Origin of the sequence: Noviherbaspirillum malthae (genome assembly GCF_015352985.1) — a bacterium.
GTDB classification, from domain to species: domain Bacteria; phylum Pseudomonadota; class Gammaproteobacteria; order Burkholderiales; family Burkholderiaceae_D; genus Noviherbaspirillum; species Noviherbaspirillum malthae.
In genome coordinates this window covers 378,460-395,617 of sequence record NZ_JACYXF010000001.1, presented here as the reverse complement: position 1 = coordinate 395,617, position 17,158 = coordinate 378,460, and the positions used below count along the sequence as shown (strand labels likewise).

27 protein-coding genes are annotated in these 17,158 nt (G+C 58.6%); 8 read left to right on the top strand and 19 right to left on the bottom strand.

Going from position 1 to position 17,158, the window contains the following annotated elements:
* Window positions 1-4 precede the first annotated feature (4 nt).
* From IGW03_RS01960 to IGW03_RS01880, 17 genes are all read right to left on the bottom strand, one after another.
* Window positions 5-637, bottom strand: a complete 633-nt coding sequence (locus IGW03_RS01960; protein ID WP_194720814.1) for an HK97 family phage prohead protease — start codon at window positions 635-637, stop codon at window positions 5-7.
* Entirely contained in the window at window positions 637-1,878 is a 1,242-nt protein-coding gene (locus IGW03_RS01955; RefSeq protein ID WP_194720813.1) for a phage portal protein, read from the bottom strand. The genes IGW03_RS01960 and IGW03_RS01955 overlap by 1 nt, the downstream gene beginning before the upstream one ends.
* Entirely contained in the window at window positions 1,875-3,428 is a 1,554-nt protein-coding gene (locus tag IGW03_RS01950) for a terminase TerL endonuclease subunit (protein WP_323744914.1), read from the bottom strand. The genes IGW03_RS01955 and IGW03_RS01950 overlap by 4 nt, the downstream gene beginning before the upstream one ends.
* 104 nt (window positions 3,429-3,532) lie before the next feature.
* A complete protein-coding gene (locus tag IGW03_RS01945; protein WP_194720811.1) occupies window positions 3,533-3,850 on the bottom strand; it encodes a hypothetical protein in 318 nt (105 codons plus the stop codon).
* A gap of 224 nt (window positions 3,851-4,074) precedes the next feature.
* The gene (locus tag IGW03_RS01940; RefSeq protein ID WP_194720810.1) at window positions 4,075-4,320 is read right to left on the bottom strand and encodes a hypothetical protein; all 246 of its coding nucleotides are present in this window, start codon (window positions 4,318-4,320) and stop codon (window positions 4,075-4,077) included.
* Complete coding sequence (locus IGW03_RS01935; RefSeq protein WP_194720809.1) at window positions 4,317-4,655, bottom strand: HNH endonuclease signature motif containing protein; 339 nt, start codon at window positions 4,653-4,655, stop codon at window positions 4,317-4,319. The genes IGW03_RS01940 and IGW03_RS01935 overlap by 4 nt, the downstream gene beginning before the upstream one ends.
* A gap of 507 nt (window positions 4,656-5,162) precedes the next feature.
* Window positions 5,163-5,789, bottom strand: coding sequence for a hypothetical protein (locus IGW03_RS01930; protein WP_194720808.1), 627 nt, complete (start codon window positions 5,787-5,789; stop codon window positions 5,163-5,165).
* Entirely contained in the window at window positions 5,786-5,983 is a 198-nt protein-coding gene (locus IGW03_RS01925; protein WP_194720807.1) for a hypothetical protein, read from the bottom strand. The genes IGW03_RS01930 and IGW03_RS01925 overlap by 4 nt, the downstream gene beginning before the upstream one ends.
* The gene (locus IGW03_RS01920; protein WP_194720806.1) at window positions 5,980-6,438 is read right to left on the bottom strand and encodes a hypothetical protein; all 459 of its coding nucleotides are present in this window, start codon (window positions 6,436-6,438) and stop codon (window positions 5,980-5,982) included. The genes IGW03_RS01925 and IGW03_RS01920 overlap by 4 nt, the downstream gene beginning before the upstream one ends.
* Window positions 6,438-6,896 (bottom strand): RusA family crossover junction endodeoxyribonuclease, encoded by a 459-nt coding sequence (locus tag IGW03_RS01915; protein ID WP_194720805.1) that lies wholly within the window; start codon window positions 6,894-6,896, stop codon window positions 6,438-6,440. Before IGW03_RS01915 ends, IGW03_RS01920 begins: the two co-directional genes overlap by 1 nt.
* Window positions 6,893-7,672 carry a hypothetical protein gene (locus IGW03_RS01910; protein ID WP_194720804.1) on the bottom strand — a complete coding sequence of 260 codons (780 nt, stop codon included), beginning with the start codon at window positions 7,670-7,672 and terminating at the stop codon, window positions 6,893-6,895. The genes IGW03_RS01915 and IGW03_RS01910 overlap by 4 nt, the downstream gene beginning before the upstream one ends.
* Window positions 7,672-8,619 carry a hypothetical protein gene (locus IGW03_RS01905; RefSeq protein WP_194720803.1) on the bottom strand — a complete coding sequence of 316 codons (948 nt, stop codon included), beginning with the start codon at window positions 8,617-8,619 and terminating at the stop codon, window positions 7,672-7,674. Before IGW03_RS01905 ends, IGW03_RS01910 begins: the two co-directional genes overlap by 1 nt.
* Window positions 8,612-9,034 carry a GIY-YIG nuclease family protein gene (locus IGW03_RS01900; RefSeq protein ID WP_194720802.1) on the bottom strand — a complete coding sequence of 141 codons (423 nt, stop codon included), beginning with the start codon at window positions 9,032-9,034 and terminating at the stop codon, window positions 8,612-8,614. The genes IGW03_RS01905 and IGW03_RS01900 overlap by 8 nt, the downstream gene beginning before the upstream one ends.
* Window positions 9,034-9,321, bottom strand: a complete 288-nt coding sequence (locus IGW03_RS01895) for a Ref family recombination enhancement nuclease (RefSeq protein ID WP_194720801.1) — start codon at window positions 9,319-9,321, stop codon at window positions 9,034-9,036. The genes IGW03_RS01900 and IGW03_RS01895 overlap by 1 nt, the downstream gene beginning before the upstream one ends.
* Window positions 9,318-9,827 carry a DUF1367 family protein gene (locus IGW03_RS01890; protein ID WP_228534903.1) on the bottom strand — a complete coding sequence of 170 codons (510 nt, stop codon included), beginning with the start codon at window positions 9,825-9,827 and terminating at the stop codon, window positions 9,318-9,320. The genes IGW03_RS01895 and IGW03_RS01890 overlap by 4 nt, the downstream gene beginning before the upstream one ends.
* 40 nt (window positions 9,828-9,867) lie before the next feature.
* Complete coding sequence (locus IGW03_RS01885; RefSeq protein WP_194720799.1) at window positions 9,868-10,068, bottom strand: hypothetical protein; 201 nt, start codon at window positions 10,066-10,068, stop codon at window positions 9,868-9,870.
* A complete protein-coding gene (locus IGW03_RS01880) occupies window positions 10,065-10,508 on the bottom strand; it encodes a phage regulatory CII family protein (RefSeq protein ID WP_194720798.1) in 444 nt (147 codons plus the stop codon). The genes IGW03_RS01885 and IGW03_RS01880 overlap by 4 nt, the downstream gene beginning before the upstream one ends.
* Before the next feature lie 146 nt (window positions 10,509-10,654).
* Between IGW03_RS01880 and IGW03_RS01875 the strand changes: the two genes are divergently transcribed.
* Window positions 10,655-10,879 carry a hypothetical protein gene (locus IGW03_RS01875; RefSeq protein WP_194720797.1) on the top strand — a complete coding sequence of 75 codons (225 nt, stop codon included), beginning with the start codon at window positions 10,655-10,657 and terminating at the stop codon, window positions 10,877-10,879.
* 63 nt (window positions 10,880-10,942) lie between these two features.
* Here the strand turns inward: IGW03_RS01875 and IGW03_RS01870 are convergent, their stop codons facing one another.
* Window positions 10,943-11,230 (bottom strand): helix-turn-helix domain-containing protein, encoded by a 288-nt coding sequence (locus tag IGW03_RS01870; RefSeq protein ID WP_194720796.1) that lies wholly within the window; start codon window positions 11,228-11,230, stop codon window positions 10,943-10,945.
* A gap of 117 nt (window positions 11,231-11,347) precedes the next feature.
* Between IGW03_RS01870 and IGW03_RS01865 the strand changes: the two genes are divergently transcribed.
* Entirely contained in the window at window positions 11,348-12,127 is a 780-nt protein-coding gene (locus tag IGW03_RS01865) for an XRE family transcriptional regulator (protein ID WP_194720795.1), read from the top strand.
* 4 nt (window positions 12,128-12,131) lie between these two features.
* Window positions 12,132-12,515 (top strand): hypothetical protein, encoded by a 384-nt coding sequence (locus IGW03_RS01860; protein ID WP_194720794.1) that lies wholly within the window; start codon window positions 12,132-12,134, stop codon window positions 12,513-12,515.
* A gap of 203 nt (window positions 12,516-12,718) precedes the next feature.
* On the opposite strand, the gene IGW03_RS01855 is transcribed toward IGW03_RS01860, so the two are convergent.
* Window positions 12,719-13,033 carry a hypothetical protein gene (locus IGW03_RS01855; protein ID WP_194720793.1) on the bottom strand — a complete coding sequence of 105 codons (315 nt, stop codon included), beginning with the start codon at window positions 13,031-13,033 and terminating at the stop codon, window positions 12,719-12,721.
* A gap of 327 nt (window positions 13,034-13,360) precedes the next feature.
* On the opposite strand from IGW03_RS01855, the gene IGW03_RS01850 reads away from it, so the two are divergent.
* The 5 genes from IGW03_RS01850 (at window position 13,361) to IGW03_RS01830 (ending at window position 17,139) form a co-directional block, all read left to right on the top strand.
* The gene (locus IGW03_RS01850; RefSeq protein ID WP_194720792.1) at window positions 13,361-13,555 is read left to right on the top strand and encodes a hypothetical protein; all 195 of its coding nucleotides are present in this window, start codon (window positions 13,361-13,363) and stop codon (window positions 13,553-13,555) included.
* The gene (locus IGW03_RS01845) at window positions 13,552-13,905 is read left to right on the top strand and encodes a hypothetical protein (protein ID WP_194720791.1); all 354 of its coding nucleotides are present in this window, start codon (window positions 13,552-13,554) and stop codon (window positions 13,903-13,905) included. The genes IGW03_RS01850 and IGW03_RS01845 overlap by 4 nt, the downstream gene beginning before the upstream one ends.
* Window positions 13,906-13,999: 94 nt before the next feature.
* On the top strand, window positions 14,000-14,305 hold the full coding sequence (locus tag IGW03_RS01840) for a hypothetical protein (protein ID WP_194720790.1): 306 nt from the start codon (window positions 14,000-14,002) through the stop codon (window positions 14,303-14,305).
* A 162-nt stretch (window positions 14,306-14,467) separates the two neighbouring features.
* Entirely contained in the window at window positions 14,468-15,400 is a 933-nt protein-coding gene (locus IGW03_RS01835) for a hypothetical protein (protein WP_228534901.1), read from the top strand.
* On the top strand, window positions 15,397-17,139 hold the full coding sequence (locus tag IGW03_RS01830; protein ID WP_194720788.1) for a YqaJ viral recombinase family protein: 1,743 nt from the start codon (window positions 15,397-15,399) through the stop codon (window positions 17,137-17,139). Before IGW03_RS01835 ends, IGW03_RS01830 begins: the two co-directional genes overlap by 4 nt.
* The last annotated feature ends 19 nt before the right edge of the window (window positions 17,140-17,158 follow it).

Below are 17,158 nucleotides of genomic sequence, written 5' to 3'. Positions count from 1 at the left end.
CTTCTTAGAAAGTCAGGTTGTGTTTCAGGGTCTGAAGTGCGTCTGCCAGCGTCTCGCTGTCTCGGCCACCATCCCGGTGGTCAAGCGACTTGAAGCCGCCAGACGCGAGGGCTTTTGCCTCTGCCTGGCTGTATCCGAGGCCGCGCAATTGGGCCTCGAAATCTCGGATGGAAGCCGCCTTGACGGAATCGACAAGGGCTTCCGGATTCATCCCGAACGGGACGATGGAAAACTCCCAAAGCTCAGCGGCTTTGATGACGCGCACGTGCTTGCCGGAACGCTCTACGTACTCGGCACCGTCGCGCATGATGTTGAAACCGACCGACAAGCCATCCAGCACGCCGTCTTTCATCAGCTCGTACTGGTCGCGGACATAGCTGACGCCAAGGCTCAGCTGTCCCTCGACGCGCAGGCCGCGGTCGTCCTGTTCGAAGGTTGCTTTCCCGGCCAGCATGTTCAGGTTGTGACCAATAGCGATGCGCAGCATGCCGTCCTTGGTGGTCTTCGCGGACTTGAAGGCACCAGGCTCGATGACGTCATAGCCGAGGTCGATGTTGCCGAACACTGCGGCATATCCGGTGAACTTGCCATCGGACTTTGCTGCCTTAATTTCGATTGGCGCAATCAGGCGTTCCATTACTCATTTCCTTTCTTGTTACCGGTCAGGATCGATGTCAGCTGGTCGACCGGCGCCATGTTCAACGGGACGTGCAAGTCGTCTGCGCCATCGACCTCGGGCAGCTCTTCCCAGTCCCGAATTTCGTTCTGCGTGATGGCACCAGCCGTCCGCATGTCCTTGTAGTACTGCGCACGCCGCGCCGAGTCGCCGCGCAGCAGCCCCTTCACATCGAACTTGAAGTAATGGGTCTTGCGTTCCGCCGACGTGAGAAGGCAGCTGTTGAGCGACTGCTCAATGCGGGTCAGGTAAGGCAGCAGCGTGTAATCGAGGAAGTTTTTGCGCTCCTCCTCGCTGTTGGCATAGGTCGCCCGGTCCATTTCCATCAGCATGTGAAGCGGGACACGGTAGATCCGGCCTACTTCCGCAATCTGATGCTTGCGAGTCTCGAGGAACTGAGCCTCATTGTTTGGCGTTGTGACTGGCGTGTACTTCGTGCCCTTTTCCAGCAGCGGCAATTCACCGGTCAGCCAGCTCTTCCGCAGGTACTCGGCGAAGTTTTTGCGGATGTCGTCCCGCTGGTCTTTTCGGAATTCCTGCTCGGTAGTGAGCACACCGAGCGGGCGGCCGCCGGATCCGAAGAACTCGGCGCCGTACTTCTCGACGGCGACGGTCAACGCCATCGAATTGGCATGCAGGTGGTGCGGGGCGTAGCCTTCGAGCTCGCCGGTACCGCCGAAGCCACGGATCGGACAGACATCGCGCCTAGTTAGCAATACGCGCTCGCCGCTTGCCTTCGTGAGCCAATACTTGATCCCGCCGTCGGGCTGCTTTTCCGGTCGGCAGCGGCTCTTGTGGACCGACTGGATGCTGATGACGCGCTGCGTACTCTCAAACCGGTCGACGAAGTTGTATGCCTGGCCCATGGTAACCAGGCTGACCGCCATCGATTCTTTCCAATCAATCGCGGTCATGTACTCGTTTGGCTGGTCATGAACCAGTGAGTACAGAGGGTGCTCCCGAGCTTTCACCGGGCCTTTGTCCCCCGCGCGATACAAATGCAGTGGCAAAGTGCCAATCGTCTCGGCGATGAGCCTGATTGCAGAGAACGCGGCGGTGATCTGTAATTGCGTTGAGTCGGCGACGGGCACCTTGGCCCATGTCGGACCGCTGCCGAGAAATTGCCACCCGGCCGGCTCCAGCAATGACAGATCAGCACCCTTCAGCGCGAGCCGAAGCATTGTGCGACGTAGATAGTTCATGCGAAGGAATCGAAAAAGCCGCCAGACTTGGCGTCAGGGTTAAGTGAGATCAGCGAAATCGCGTTGAAAGTAGCCATCAGCGGGTCGATCTTGCCGGTGCCACTGGCCTGCTTGGTGATCAGAATGGCGTTCCCGCGCGGCTCGACCTTGGCATTGCCGACGCACCAGTTCATCAAGCGCTGGCCGCCGTGCAAGAGAACACCTTCGGCAAGCTTGCGCTCGGTGGTTTTGATCGCACCACCTAGCTTCCAGCCCTGCGAAATGCCCACAATCTTGTCTTCCGGGACCTCTTTTGCAGCCAAAGCGTCGAGGATGCTGCCGATCCCGGCCGGATCCAGTCCGATCTGGTGCAAAAGGCCTGATTCCTCCAGCCGAGCGATGATGTCGGCGAACTGCTCGACGTCTTCGCCGATCTTTTCCACAATGGTCAAGTCACCGTCGCTCTGGAAGTCCAGCAACCGTGGCGCGATCTCTTTCCGACGTTCCAAAGCAATTTCATGCGCCCAAGCGTGCGTCCAGAGCAGCCATTCCCTCGTTTCCCGGTCGCGACCAATGACCGCCAGCCCCAATAAGTCGTCAAGACCGCCGCCATCGCCGCCAGCCACGATCACTTCGCTGCGTTCGATCAGTTCTTCCAGGCTGATACGCTTCTCGCCCTGCTGCTCCCAGAACAAGGCGCCAGCCCAAGCGTCAGAACGAAGAGCTAGACCGATCTGAACGTTGAGATGCTGAGACGCCCAGGCAAGCAATTCCTCCTTGCTGGTGGACTCGGCGGTCTGCATGTCCTCCACCAGGCGCTCGATCGTGATCGACCGGCCAGCGTTCGGAGTGACCATCGGCCAGTGTTTCGGGTCCTTCCACTCGTCTTCCTTCTTCTGGATTTCCTCCGGAAGCTCGTACAGCACCGGCAGCATGGCGCCACGTTGCCGTCCGTCGCGAATTGCCCGGGCTTTCTGCAGCTCGGCACGGAAAACACCGGTCGGTGCCTCCTCGCTTTGCGTCGTGATGAAAGCCATGAACGCTTCAGGGTACGGCAGCATGCCGCCGCGCAGCTGGCGGATCGCGCTGGCCGCCTTACTCATCTTGGCCACCACGTGAAGCTCGTCGATCAGCACAGCCACTGGCTTCTGACCGGTCAGCGCCGCCGGATCGAAGGACATGATCTGCAGTTCGGCCTTCGTCTCGCGGTGGATGATCGTTTTCAGGTGCTCGCGGACGTGCAGCTTCTTTTCCAGCACCGGATCCAGCGCAATCGCGCCGGCGGCGGCGTCAAAAGCGAGCTGTGCGACGTCATGAACCGGCGCCGTCATGATCAAGGAACCATGCGGACGCTCATTCAGGAGCAGCGCGGTCAGCATCAGCAGCGCGCCGTTGGTCGTCTTGCTGTTCTTTTTCGGCACCAGAAGCAGCAATTCGCGGATGGCGCGAGCCCTGGTAACCGGGTCTTGAGAGCCAAAAAGCGCCCGAACGATGTCCCGAAACCAGTCTCCGCCGGCCTCAGCCAAGGTCGGGGTTTCCGGAACGTCGGCCAGACGCAGCTTGTTGAACACGGCGACTGCGCGATCGCCGCGCGCACGGTCAATCGGCAGGTCCGGCACCAGAGAACGTCCGGTCCGGAGCCGGTCTGCCCAGTCAGGGCAGGAAAGGTCCCAACTCATTGACGCAGAGCGCTACCAGGCAGCAGGCTTTCCCAGTCACTGCCAACCTGCGCGGTAGTGGCGTCGGCTTGAGCCTGCTCTTTCTTTCCAGTCTTGGCCGGCTTCGTCTGCTCCGGCGCCGGCGCGCTGATCTTCGGCACCGTTGCGATGTACGCCTTCTGTGCCGTGACGTTACCCTTCTTGGCGGCAGCGAACATGGCGTTCAGGGTTTCCATCCGTTTTGCGCAGGCGCCGGAAGACAGCTCAGCATCGAAATGCTTGGTCAGCGTATTGCGGGAAATGCCCAGCGCCAGAGCTATTTCTTCGTGCGACATGCCACCTCCGGCCGCAACGGCGACCTTACGGCGCATGGCTGCAGTGGGTTTGAAGGGTGGTCGTGCCATTTTCTGGAAATTGTTCAAAAACTCAGATCCGGCCTGAAATTTCAGCGGATCGAAAAAAAACCTCTGCGTGGGATGGCGAGCGGTCTAGGTCTGAAGGGCTTGCAAACATTTCCATGCCCCTACCCCCTTCGCCCCTTTCCGGTGCATCGCCCCTCTCAGGTCGCGTCAACGGTGAGAGCGACGGGCGGCATCGTCTGTCCAGCCACCCAGAGAACCACGGAGCCACCAGCATTCAGAGCAGCCAGCTCCTCGGCGGTGGGCTTCCAGAACGACAGGACGGCAGGGACACCATCCCAATCGGTGCGGGTCACTGGCAAGGCGCTGCAGGGCAGCTGCTTCTGGTCCCAACCAGCTGGAGCGCCGAGCACGGCATTGTTTGAAGGGTGCTGAGTCTTGTTCATTTGCTTCCTGCTTGCGCTTCCTCGCGCTGCTTGGTGCTGCTGTGATGGGTGGCGCAAAGCGATTGCCAGTTGCTCTCATCCCAGAACAGCGTCATGTCGCCACGGTGCGGAATGCGGTGGTCGACGATGGAGGCAGCAGTGACGCGACCGTCACGCTCACAGTAGACACAGAGCGGATGCTCCCGAAGGTAGCGCTCTCGCGCCTTCTGCCACTTGTAACCATAGCCACGCTGGGTGCTGGTCTGCTTGTCACTACGCCATGAGCCAGGCTCAACGATAGTGAGACGGCTGCCGATGGACTGGAGGCGCGGCTTGAGTGTTTGCAGCTTGGCCATCTGATTGATACGTCAATGCCGCAGCCCGCGCCAAGTGGAGCGCCGCGGTGCACTGCGGTGGAGGCAGCGCGCGATCTCTCACGCCTGTGCCCAAGTGGCCTTTGCACGTCTGCGGCTGCTGGCTTTACTGATACCGCCAATAGACCAGCGCTGGCGGCTCCGTCGAATAGAAAGACCCGCAAACGAAGGACTCTGGTCGAGTGCGGGTTAAATCCACCCCAATGGGTATTAGAAAGGTGGAGGAGACTCTGTGCATTCGTGCCGGTTACAGCGTCCGGCGGCCGTTGTGCTTGACGGCTGATGTCTTGATTGTCACCTTGGATGTATGGCTCACTGACCCGACTAAGGAGGCGCCACCCTCCACGCTACCCGCTGCCTCTTGGCCACATCCGCGGTAAGCCCGGCCTCTCAGATGAACCCGCAGAAAAGCAAAAAGCCCGCACAGAGGCGGGCTTAATCGGTATTGCTGCGAGAATAGAGAAATCTTAGAACATTGCGCTCAGTCAATCAAGTTGTTTCGGCGCAAGGTTCCTCCTGCTTAGGCACCACCCCGTCACGAGCAAACATCGGGGTCAGCCGCTCGATGGCCATGTCTTCCAAGAGGCGCGTCGTCTTGGCGATTACGGCGGCGGTCCGGCGCAATGTAATCACCGGAATGCCCCGCTCCCGTGAGATCTCTGTATAAGAGAGCCCCTTCTCCCGCTGCTTTGGCGTGGTGTGCCCGTACACCAGCGCGCGGATGGCAATCTGATCAGTGATGCGGATCGATGGGCGGACGTACTCAGCCAGCCCGGCGACGCCCTGTGCCTTCTCCACCTGGTAGGCAAAGCGAGCGAGGACAGCGAAACGCTCCGGATCCGGCAGGTGGTCATAGACGGTCTGTGTGATCATCGAGCACTGGGCCCGGATCTCGTCGCTGGTCAGGCCGCCGAAGTTGATTGTGCTGGAAGCAGACCGGACACCCTGGAGCTGGTCAAACCACGCCTGCTGGCTTTTCGTCATGGTTTCCAAGGATTCCATGATCTGCAGGATGGCTTTCCGGAACGGGCTGCCTTGGCGCGGCTCATGCGCCATGACGAGAAAGGCCACGGCCAGCGCCTGTCCGGTAGAGGTAAAGATCGGTTCGTCGTTCACTTTTTCTCCCTGTACGCTTTGCAGCGCTTTCCGTGATTTCTTCTGAGTCCCTTGTGGTCTGTGGTGGTGCAGATCCAGATCGTCTTCCCGAAGGCCAGATACTTCTTCTCGTGGTCGCATCCCTTGCACGTCTTTTCTTCACGCCTGATCAGCACCTCGAGCGGGTCGCGGTAATCCGCCGCCGGCAAGGTCATACGCGCACGCCCGTAAAGGCCTCGACTTCCTTCACTGCTCTGGTGTAGTACGGCAGCGGGATCTGACCGAGAACGGCATCGAGGTTCCCGACAGCGGCTCGAAGCGACATGGCGTCCTCATCCTTGACCACCAGCGCACCGGTGCGGTCGTGCCGGTCGACGATGCTCTCAATAGTCATGATGGCCGACTTGATTGCAATGCTGGCGGCGTCAGTCCGTCCAAGGATGGGCTGCCCTTTGCTCGCGTGGGACATGCCGCCCGCGATGCATGTCAGCTGCATGGACAGCTGGTTGCAGGCCGGGACAGTTGGCGCCTCGATCAGGTTGATGACGGCCAAATGCAGGCGCAACGCCAGATCGGGACGGGCTTCGCGCGTCATCTGCACCTGCAACAGGCCGGGAATCTGCGGGATGCGTGGGACGTAGCGCTTGGTACGCTTCTTGGTGGCGGACATTACGCAGCCTCCTCGAACAGCGCCGCCTGCGGCTTTTCGGTCACCAACTGGGTAATGGTGACCACCACCCGAGCCTCACCGTCCGGCTCCATGCGCTCGCCGGTGTCGCGGCGGACCCATTTGTCGTCCTCGATGGCGACTCCCTTGAGCGAGTCGTACAGCACCTTGCGGGCGTTATCGAGATCCAGGCACTGGACAGTGTCATCCCATGCCAGCGGGTCCTTCGCCATGCGCTTCTTCCAGTCCAGCGGCCGGCTCGGGTACAGCTTGATATCAATCTGGACACGACCTTTGATCGGCTCGCGCACGCCGGCCGCCTTGGCCAGCAGAGCAACGTCGCGCTTGTAACGCTTTGCCTCAGCCGACGGCGCAGTCATGATGCGTTTCCCTAGCGGGAAGGAATTCCAGTAGCGGTTTGCCGAGATCGGATACGGAAGGGTCAGGGTGATCGTTCTCATGCGTGGCACTCCCTGACACGGTTGCTCGCTTTCGGCGCCGGCTTGGACGGCTTCGTTTCCGACTGATACGACTTAATCCGCTTCTGGATATCGGCTTTTCGAGCTGCCAAGTCATCGCGCTCAGCCTGACGCTCGGCTGCACGGCGCTGGGCCATCTTCTCGCCGGCCGGGATCAGCTTCTTCAGCTCTTCCTTCAATCGCGCCAGTCCGTTGTGGTCGACCTCTTCCTTGGCCGGTGCGGGGAGCAGCGCCTGTACCGCGGGTGCCGGAAGCAGTCCGGCAGCCTGCGCGTGCTCGAGCGCGGCCTCACGCTTCTGCTTGTCCCAGCCGAGGGAAACCGTCCACGATGCGGGCTTCCCTGCCAGGCGTGCTTCCGAGACTAAGCGGTTGTAGGCATCCTTGAACGCCATCCGGGCGCCAACCTCATCGCCGGTGGACAACACCGGCATGCAGGCTGCGAATGCCTCGGCAGTTTCCCGAGTCCAGACCACAGTGTCGGCCTCGTTCCGGCTGGTCAGGGCAATCGCCCACGCCTCATCCACACCAGGCCGGCCGTCCATCAGCTTGCAAAGCTTGGCGATTCCTGCCGGCTTGGGTTCGAACTCACCGTTCTGGTCGATGTACGTTGCCATGGCGGCAGCCACCGCGCTCAGCGGATAGCCCTTCAGCAGATCCCACCAGACAACCAGCATGGTCGACTCAGGCAACGGCTTGCTATACGCGCCCATGGTGCGCTTGAGCAGTTCAACGAATTGGGGTTTTTCTTGGACTTCCATCACGCGGGCTCCATGTCGATTACGTTGTCGTCGGTCGGCTGACCGTCACTCAGAAATTCAGCAGCGATTCGGGCGTTCATGTCCTCCAGCGATTCCTTCGCAGGCTTGGCGTTGGCGTTGTCGAGGGCGATGAAGTGGTCAATGTGCTCCGCATCACGCAGGATGAGGTTCAGGCCGTTGTACCTGGTCTTCCGGTCGTTCTCGCCCATGTTGAACGGCGACTTTGCACAGCCGCGGATAGCCTTGCAGATGTCTGCAGGCGAGTAGGCCTTGAGGGCTGTCCGGATGATCTGCTTCCGCTTGCTGTCGAGAACAGACTTCGGGGAATTCATCACCTTCTGCCAGTAGGCGAAGATGGTTACGATCGGGTCTGGTTCGGTAGGAACGACTAACTCGGAGACAGGCGGGTCGAGCGGGGTTTGCTCGACATCGCTTTTAGCTCCTACTACTGTTCCTGTTCCTACTACTGCTACTACTACTGTTTTCGATAGGGTTTCGAAAGGGTTTTGAAAGGGTTCCGCTTTTGCCTCAAATTCAGCCAATTTCGCGGCCGGGAAAAGCGTACTGAATTCCCGCAAAGCCTTTACCAGCAAGGCTTTCACAGGCGTCGGCGCTGAGATCGTGTCAAAGAGTTTGGCCGCCGCCTTACCGACGTTCGGATTGTCGAACTGGTTCCACTTCAAATACTGCCGAATAAAGACCCAAAACGTCCTTTCGCAACGGTATGCGAAACCCTTTCGAAACAGTTCCTCAAACCCTTTCGATACCCTTTCGACTTCCCATTTCAGATCATCCGCAGCGTATGCATTGGTAAGGCGAAAGCAGCCGAGCATGTTGCCGTGCGGGCAGGTCAGCAAGTAGAGCGCCAAGGTGCGCGCATCCTCTGAGAGCTCACGGATATCTTCACTGGTCCAGAAAGCGGTGTAGACCTTCCCATAGTCACGCATTTGGGACTCCCCAGTAGACAAGGTCCGCGCTCTGCTCAAAGAAGTACTGCCTCTTCCACTCCTGTGCCAGCAGATGCTCTTCGACGAAAACTTCGGTGTCTAGCCCATCGACAAACAGAGCGTCTTCATACGTATTGCAGTAAGAGCGGATGCATTCCAGGAGAGTCAAAGCGCTCACCCTGAAAAATTCTCGCGCCGCGCTGACACGGTATCCGGCGAGGTCGTCGTGAATCTCACGCTCCACCAGCTCGTGGTCACGGCATCCAAAGTACGCCAGCAGAGTGAACGGGGTCGGGCAGGCCGTCGCGCGGGACAGGTCTTCCATGCGTTCCTTCGGGTGGCGCCCTGTCTGGCCGATCTTGTAAATGCCAGGCATGGAGGCATTCCCAAGGATGTAAACAAAGCCATAGGCCATTATTTCTTGCTCCCGTAAATGAGTGCGATCGTGTCGGAAAGCAGGTCGAGCTCGTCGACGGCGGCGTTCCTGAATGATTTGCGGTCGCCATGGATGCCGTGGTCGCCGCGGTGGTGTGTTGGGCAGAGCGGGATCGTCAGCCAGTTCTGCGCGCGCTGGGCCGCTCCCTGCCCTTCCCTGATGTGATGAACTTCTGCCGGGGTCTCGCCGTATCCGATCCGACGGCATAGAGCGCAGCCGAGGGAGCCCACGCGGTCTAAGTGGCGCTTTTCTGCTGCGCTAGTCATTCCTCGAACCTCACCAGAATGCCCTCGATCATCTCCTGTGCCTTCACGGCTGCCAGATGTGGCCAGAGATATTTCTGTGCATACCCGGATCTCAGGAACGCAATCGCGTCGGCATGAAACCGGCGCATGGTGTCTTCGTCACACTTCTTGTAGGAGATAGAGCGCGGTACCGGTACGACACCCCCTTTTGGACCGGCCATCCAGTCAACGAAGCCGGCACCGATCTTCAGCCAGGTGCGAAACTGTTCGAAGTTTTGAATGCGCTCTTGGGATGCGAAGACCGATGTCTCGATCTTCATGTGCAGGCGGTGGAAGCGGCCGTTACGAGGTGTCCAGGTCTCGATCGAGAAGATCTCGCCGGAACCGGACTTCATGATCCAGTTCCAGAAGCGGCGCCATGTCTTCTTGTCCGCCTCGGAGATACCGTCGACCATCTCGAACAGCACGGCGCGCATGAGCTGCCGCTGCTCTTGGGTCAGCTCCGCGTCGGACATCTTGGCCAGCATGATTTCGCTCAATTGAGACCTCGTTACTGGTTGAGTTCGCTCAAGCGTGGTTGCCCGCGACAGCGGAACAATGCGACGAGTGGGAAGTCTCGTTCCGTGTTTGCTGGACTAAAAAGTAATGCTTCCAGAGAGGGCCGCGGCGCGGGTCTGCAGCGTGCGGGTTCGCGTTGAGGCTCTTTCCCTCATTGGCAGCGCGCTCGGCGTCGGCCTTCAATTCATCAATGCGCAGCAGCTCGCTCATTTCTCGGCCATCCCTTCCAGACGCTTGGTCAGCATGCCCAGCATCTGCTCCAGGTGATAAACCGCTTCCTTGACCTTCTCCACCTCGGACTGCTCGACCTTGCCGTCTGCGAGCGTCTGGCTGACCTGCGCGCCGACTTCACCTTCGGCTTTCCAGATCATCCCGACGACCTCGACAACCGACATGTCCGAAGCAATCATCCCGTCCTCTTTGCGGTGCAGGACAAACCCATGGTTCTGGGCCAGCGCGTCAAGGATTCGGTAGTCACCAGTCAGACCCATGATCTTGTCGGCGTCGACCAGCAGCGGCTTGTTGTGCTCTTTGGTCTGGTCGGCCTTGTTGCGCAGGATCGCGGCAGACATCCCCATGCGAGGAGCAAGCGACTCAGCGCCGCCTGGATAGTCATGAACGGTGTTGAAGAAGGCGTCGAGGAGATTCATACGTTTTCCTGAAAATCTGATGGTGTTTTTGCTATTGATGTTGATTAAGCTTCGTTTCACTTGATCAACATTGCTTAAAAGGAAGGAGGTTCCAGACGTGCTAAATTTCAGTTCCCCAACTTTGTTTAACTTGAAAGGAACCTCCTATGACCATGAGTCATTTCACGGCCAACTCAGTAACCGTTACGTCGCTGGGTCAGAAGCAACTTGTAGAATTTGTTGTGCAGACGAATGCAGAAGGCGCGCAAGAGACTGTGTCTGTGACGGTGTCAATTCCGTCGAAATCAGACAGGACAGTTGCACAGACGCAGAAGGATGCTGCTCAGCGGGCAATCGACTTACTTCAAATCGTGTTGAAGGGCCAGCCATAAGCGAATACGTCGTTACTTCGACGTGGAAATCGACTGGCTCGGCTTGCTGGGTCAGTTCATCACTCACGCGGCCACCTTCGGGTCGTCGTGGCGACGGTTAGGATGCTTCGGCTTTTCGCTCGAAGTGGAAACCGAAACCCGCTTTGCTGGATTGCTATACATGTCAGCACAATCCTGAGGCGCAACTTTGTTATCTGTCGCACCTTGGATCTGCAATGCGTAATCGAGGGTGATGCGGGTAATACCGCGAATCCATTGACTGACCAACCCCTGGGATGCGGGCGGGATCAGTTTTTTTCCAAAGTCGCCCTGCGATATTCCCTCGGCCTGCAAATAATCATCGAGATGCATTTTTATTCCTGGTGAACGCGCATGACTGCGCCGACACCAGAATAATAGTCCTACTATTTGAAAATATCAATAGTCTGACTGTTTGCGGTCTAAGAGTAATACTATTAATGTTTCCGCATGCCAGCAAAACCGCTTAATGAAGAACAGAAGAAAGACGCAGAGCGCCTGAGCCTCCTATTCGAGGAGAGGAAGGCGAAAAATTCAGCGCTTACTCAAGAAAGTCTCGCTCATGATTGCGGCTGGAAAACGCAAGGCACTGTCTCCCAGTATCTGAGGGGGAAAATACCGCTCAACCTATCTGCATTGTTGAAATTTGCAAAGGCGCTCAACTTCCGCCCGGAAGAGGTCTCGCCGTCATTAGCGAGCCAGATGAAAATAGTTGATGCGGCTATTCTTGGCGACGACGGATCGGTCACCTTTATCGAGGCGAAGACAACAATGCCTAGCCACGATATGCCGCCCGGGTCGTTTCCGATACCCAATGGGAAATTCCGGCGCATCCCGGTATTCGGTAAGGCGATGGGAGGGTTCCCTGAGCGGGCTTGGGACGATGATGGGGGCTATCCCCCTGGCTTTTCTGCCGAATACGCAGAGGTCGCATCCTCCGACCCCAATGCGTTCCTTGTACCTGTGGAGGGCGACTCGATGATTCCTCGGTTCTACCCTGGGGAATACGCCTTGGTCGAGCCAAACACGGAGCCTGAAATAGAGGATTTTGTTCTCGTTCGCCTTGGAACGGGCGAAACATTAATTAAGCAACTGCTAGGCCGCCGCGGTGCAGTGCGATTGGGAAGCCTAAACAACAACCAAATCATTTCAGCCCCGCCAGAGAAAATCGTTTGGATGTACTACGTTGCCCATCCTGTGCCGGCACGAAAGATCAAGACAAGGACGTAGAAGAATGGCGATTATCGACGAGGTGAAACGGGTGGCTGACGCCCTCCGCTCCTACGAAGCCCGCATTATCGAGATTGTCTCCCTGATCGCAGGCAAGACTAGCTTGGGCGACTATGAGGTGCAGCGCTGCCAGCATCTACTGACGGAGCTGAAGCGAGACATTAAGGAATCCGCCGATCGCGGGAAGGTTGAGGATAACCGACTACCGCAGACGGAATGGGAGCGGATGTACTTCCAGCCGCCGCTCCGTAAAGCAAATGCGGAATTGCATCGACTGAGAGCTAACTCTCATCCAATTCATTCCCGCTGGTCGCTCCTTCTACGAGACGTCGGTAGGGATATTTCGGATCGACTTGAGCTACTTCAGCGGCAATTGCCGGGTGGCTGAGAACGGCTGCCTTATAGTGCTTCAGCCGCCTCTCAATGCAGTAAAAGATAGCGTCGATTGTGCTTTCGTGCGCCCCAACTGCTTCCTTTCGCCCTTCCGCGATTGAAAATTCCAACGTCCTCACCGTATCCATCATGTGCCTGATCGGGTCGTAAGGCCCATCCAAAACCCAGAGCGCCACGTCCGGGTCATATTTTTTGCGCTTAGCTGGCATCTGATCCTCCTACTTCTGGCGTCTTTTTATCCAAACGCTCGAAGGGATACTGCCTACTCAGCTTGTTGAATTCGTCAGCAATTTCCGGGCATTTGAGCATTGCTCGCCAGACGTCGCGTAGCTTCAACTCGATAATCGAAAGCTCGATGTCGTATTGATGAGCTGTGGCTGTAGGCGATTCCTTCTGCGCCTCTCTCAAACAAAACTTTAGCTTGCTCATACAGTAGAGCAGCTGCCGGTACGGGTCATAAGGCCCGTCAAATACCCACGGCGCTCCTGCGCCCCCTCGCTTTTTCTTTCGCATTCCCTCTCCTGATTGCGCTATGGGCTCACGCCTCTTCGCCCGTTTGAATTTCTCTATAACTGATATCGCTAGGCCCCAGACAACAGCCCCGATCGCCGCGTGACTGAGCGCGTCAAGCATTCCATTCGCATCCATATTCCTCCCAATATCGCCAAGCCCACCGGGGCTTTTTCTACATTAGCTCCAAGACAGCGCATCATAAAATAGTAGGACTATTGATTTTCTAAAATAGTCGTACTATTATTATCCCATCGAACCGAGGTGCGGCAAAGTGATTTGCCACTCCAGCGCACGCTCAGTTTCAACCTAGTTTCTTTGGGAGAAGTAATGCAGGCGACCCACAAACCACGCCCACCGGCGAAATCCGCGAGCACGACGGAAGGTCTGACGAAAGCACTTGAACAGATCATCCAGCAGGCAGACGACTCCTTTGCGCTCGGCAGCAATGAGCACCGTCGCACCACTCTCGGCCGTATCTCCGACATCGCACGCGCTGCGCTGGAAAAGGCAGGCGCCGTATGAAGCTCGTGACCCAGATCGACGAGCTGAAGCTAACTGTCTTCGCCGGCGCCGTCGCACTCTCCAAGGTCGTCCAGACCAAGCCGGCCCGCGTGGAGGTCGAGTTCAGCGCTCATCCCGGCCAGCCCGCCATCCTCTGCGCTGATCCGGACGCCAGCCAAGAAGGCTTTCCGCCCTACGTCAGCATCGGCCGCGTCATCGCCCTGGAGCCGATCGAACTCGACAACGACGGCATCGCCATGATGCTGTCCGCTGGCGCCAACATCCGCGACTGGTTGCCGACATCCGCGCGCGACCTGCTCGAAGAAGAAGCGCTCAAGGCAGCTGAAGCCGCCGCCGAGGTGGCTCTGTGATCGCACTCCTTTCCTTCTTCGCAGCGTTCTTCTGGGCGCTGTACTTCCACAGCGACGCTATCGCCGGCGTCATTCTTCAATTCGTGAGGATCGCATGACCTTTGTTGACCGCATCCAGATTGCGCTGATGTTGCGCCGCGCAGATAACGTTATCCGCAATGCCAAGGACCGCATCGCCGAACGTGCCCGCCTGAACCGGCCGCATGTGCAGAGCGACCACCTGATCGGCTGGCCGGTACCGCGTCCGCCGGTCGAGCGCCGCGCCCCGGATCACAGCGTCGGCATCCTCTACGGCACGATCGCCGCCTCCCTGGCCGCGCTGGTCGTCTACGTCAACGCTTTCCACACCGAGCCGACCCTGCTTGCCTGCAGCGCGCCGACTCAGATCGCCTCGAAGTAATTCCACCCTGCTCATCTGGAGACCTGCATGACTGATGTATCGAGTAACGCACTGGCCGTTCGCCAGGAATTTGGTGGCACCAATACCACCTTGGCCATACAGGAAACTGCGACCGCAGCCGTTGCAGCTCAGGCCAAGGCAATGGTTGAGGCTCGCTACATCATGGCCCTGCAGCGCCCCCGCAACTGGGACCAGGTGCGGCAAGACATCCTGAAGGAATGCCGTCGCCCTTCCTTCGCCAACAATCCCAGCGCCTATTACCGCAAGCCCGTCGGCAAAGGTATTGAGGGCTTGGGCATTCGCTTCACCGAAGTGTCCATCCGCCATATGCGGAACATCTTGGTCGAGCAGCCGACCATTTACGAAGACCAGATCAAGGAAATCATCCGTGTTCGGGTTACTGATCTGGAGTCCAACACTACCTACGAGCTGGATGTGAAGGTCTCCAAGACCGTCGAACGCTCGAAACCGATGGACGACGGCACGTATATCTCCATGCGGATGAACAGCTACAACAAGCCGGTCTACACGGTCTTGGCCACGGACGATGATCTGCTGAACAAGCGCGGCGCCTTGATTTCGAAAGCTGTGCGTACGCTGGGGCTTCGGATGATCCCCGGCGACATCCAAGACGAAGCGATTGAGCTGATCAAGAAGGTGCGGGAGGACGATGCTGCGCGCGATCCCGACGCAAAGCGCAAGCGCATCGTCGACGAGTTCGGCCGCATCGGGGTGAAGGCCGTTGACCTGGTTGCCTATCTTGGACACGACCTCGACAGCTGCTCACCTGCTGAGCTGGTCGACCTCACTGGCCTGTGGGCAGCAATCAGCGAGGGCGAGACTACTTGGAAGGCGGTCATGGAGAACAAGGCCGAGCAGAGTGGCACCAGCAGCGCCGACGCAGGCAAGAAGCAGCTGCCAACCTGCACCGCGGAAGACTTCGAAAAGAAAAAGGCTGGCTGGAAGGGTATCGTCGAATCCGGCAAGAAGTCGGTCAATGACCTGATCGCATTCATCCAGACCAAGGAACTGCTCTCTGATGAACAGAAGATGGAGATCGCATCCTGGGCAACTGCTGAGGAGGGCAAGCAATGATCATCCATGATCTGGTCCAAGGATCACCCGAATGGAAGGCATATCGCGCCAACCATTTCAACGCCAGCGACGCGCCAGCAATGATGGGTTGCTCGCCATATAAGTCCCGTTCCGAGCTGCTGCGCGAGATGCATACAGGCGTCGCTCAAGAAGTCGACGCCATGACTCAGCGTCGCTTCGACGATGGCCACCGCTTTGAAGCCCTCGCCCGCCCGCTGGCCGAGCAGATCATCGGGCAGGACATCTATCCGGTGGTCGGCTCCAAGGGCAGGCTGTCCGCCTCCTTTGACGGCCTGACCATGGCCGAGGACGTCGGCTTCGAGCACAAGTCTCTAAATGACGATCTACGCGCGGTCATGGTGAACGGCTGCACTGGCGCCGACCTGCCGATGCATTACCAGGTGCAGATGGAACAGCAGTGCATGGTTTCCGGCGCCAGCAAGATCCTCTTCATGGCGTCTACATGGAACGGCGACCAGCTGGTTGAAGAGCGTCATTGCTGGTACGAAGCCAATCTGGATCTCGCAGTGAAGATAGTTGAGGGCTGGAAGCAGTTCGAGATCGATCTGGAAGCCTACGTGGCGCCAGAGGCCAAGGTGGAAGCCGTCGGCCGCACACCGGAATCCTTGCCCGCGCTGCGCATCGAGGTCACCGGCCTGGTCACCGCCAGCAACCTCGGCACTTTCCGCGATCATGCGCTGGCTGTCTTTGGCAACATCAACCGCGACCTGAAGACGGATCAGGACTTCGCCGACGCCGAGAAGACAGTCAAATGGTGCGGCGACGTCGAGGACCGCCTGGACGCAGCAAAGCAGCATGCGCTAAGCCAGACCGAGAGTATCGATACCCTTTTCCGCACGATCGAAGAGATCAAAGCCCAAGCACGCGCAACGCGCTTGGAGCTCGACAAGCTGGTCAAGGCCCGCAAGGAACAAGTCCGTGAGGAGATCAGGATCGATGGCGTGAACGCGCTGCGGGACCACATCGCATCGCTCAACGAACGACTCGGCAAGCCATACATGCCAACGGTTGCGGCTGACTTCGCCGGTGCCATGAAGGGTAAGAAGACCGTCACCAGCCTGCGCGACGCGGTTTCCACCACGCTGGCCAACGCCAAGATCGAAGCGAATGCCGCCGCTGACCGCATCCAGAAAAACCTGACCGCGCTGCGCGAGCAGGCCAAGGACCATGCCTTCCTGTTCGCTGACGCTGGCCAGCTGGTGCTCAAGGCTCCGGACGACTGCCAGGCCGTGATCACCGCCCGCATCGCCGAGCACAAAGCGGCCGAAGAAAAGCGCCTTGCGGATGAGCGCGAGCGTATCGCTGCAGAAGAACGCAAGAAAGCCGAAGAGGCAGTAAATGCGGCTTTCGAGAAGGAAGCGGCCGCACTGCGCCGTCGGCACGAAGTTGAAGTCGCTGCCGCGCGCCAACAGGCAATGCTCGAAGCCGCGCAGACCCGCCGCGTCGAGGAGGCTACCGCAGCCGAGCAGCCGCTGGCAGCGCCCGCACAGGTCGTCCCCATGGCATCACGCACGCCGACCCTGCGCCTCGGCCAGATCAACGACATGCTCGGATTCAACGTGACTGCCGATTTCCTGTCAAGCCTCGGCATCCCACCGGCGGCGACGGACAAGAACGCCAAGCTCTATCACAACGCTGACTTCCCCAAGATCTGCGCCGCGATCTCGCGCCACGCGATGGCCGCCGGTCACCAGTTCATGGAACAGCTCGCCGCTTAACTAAAGGATAGAGAGGAAT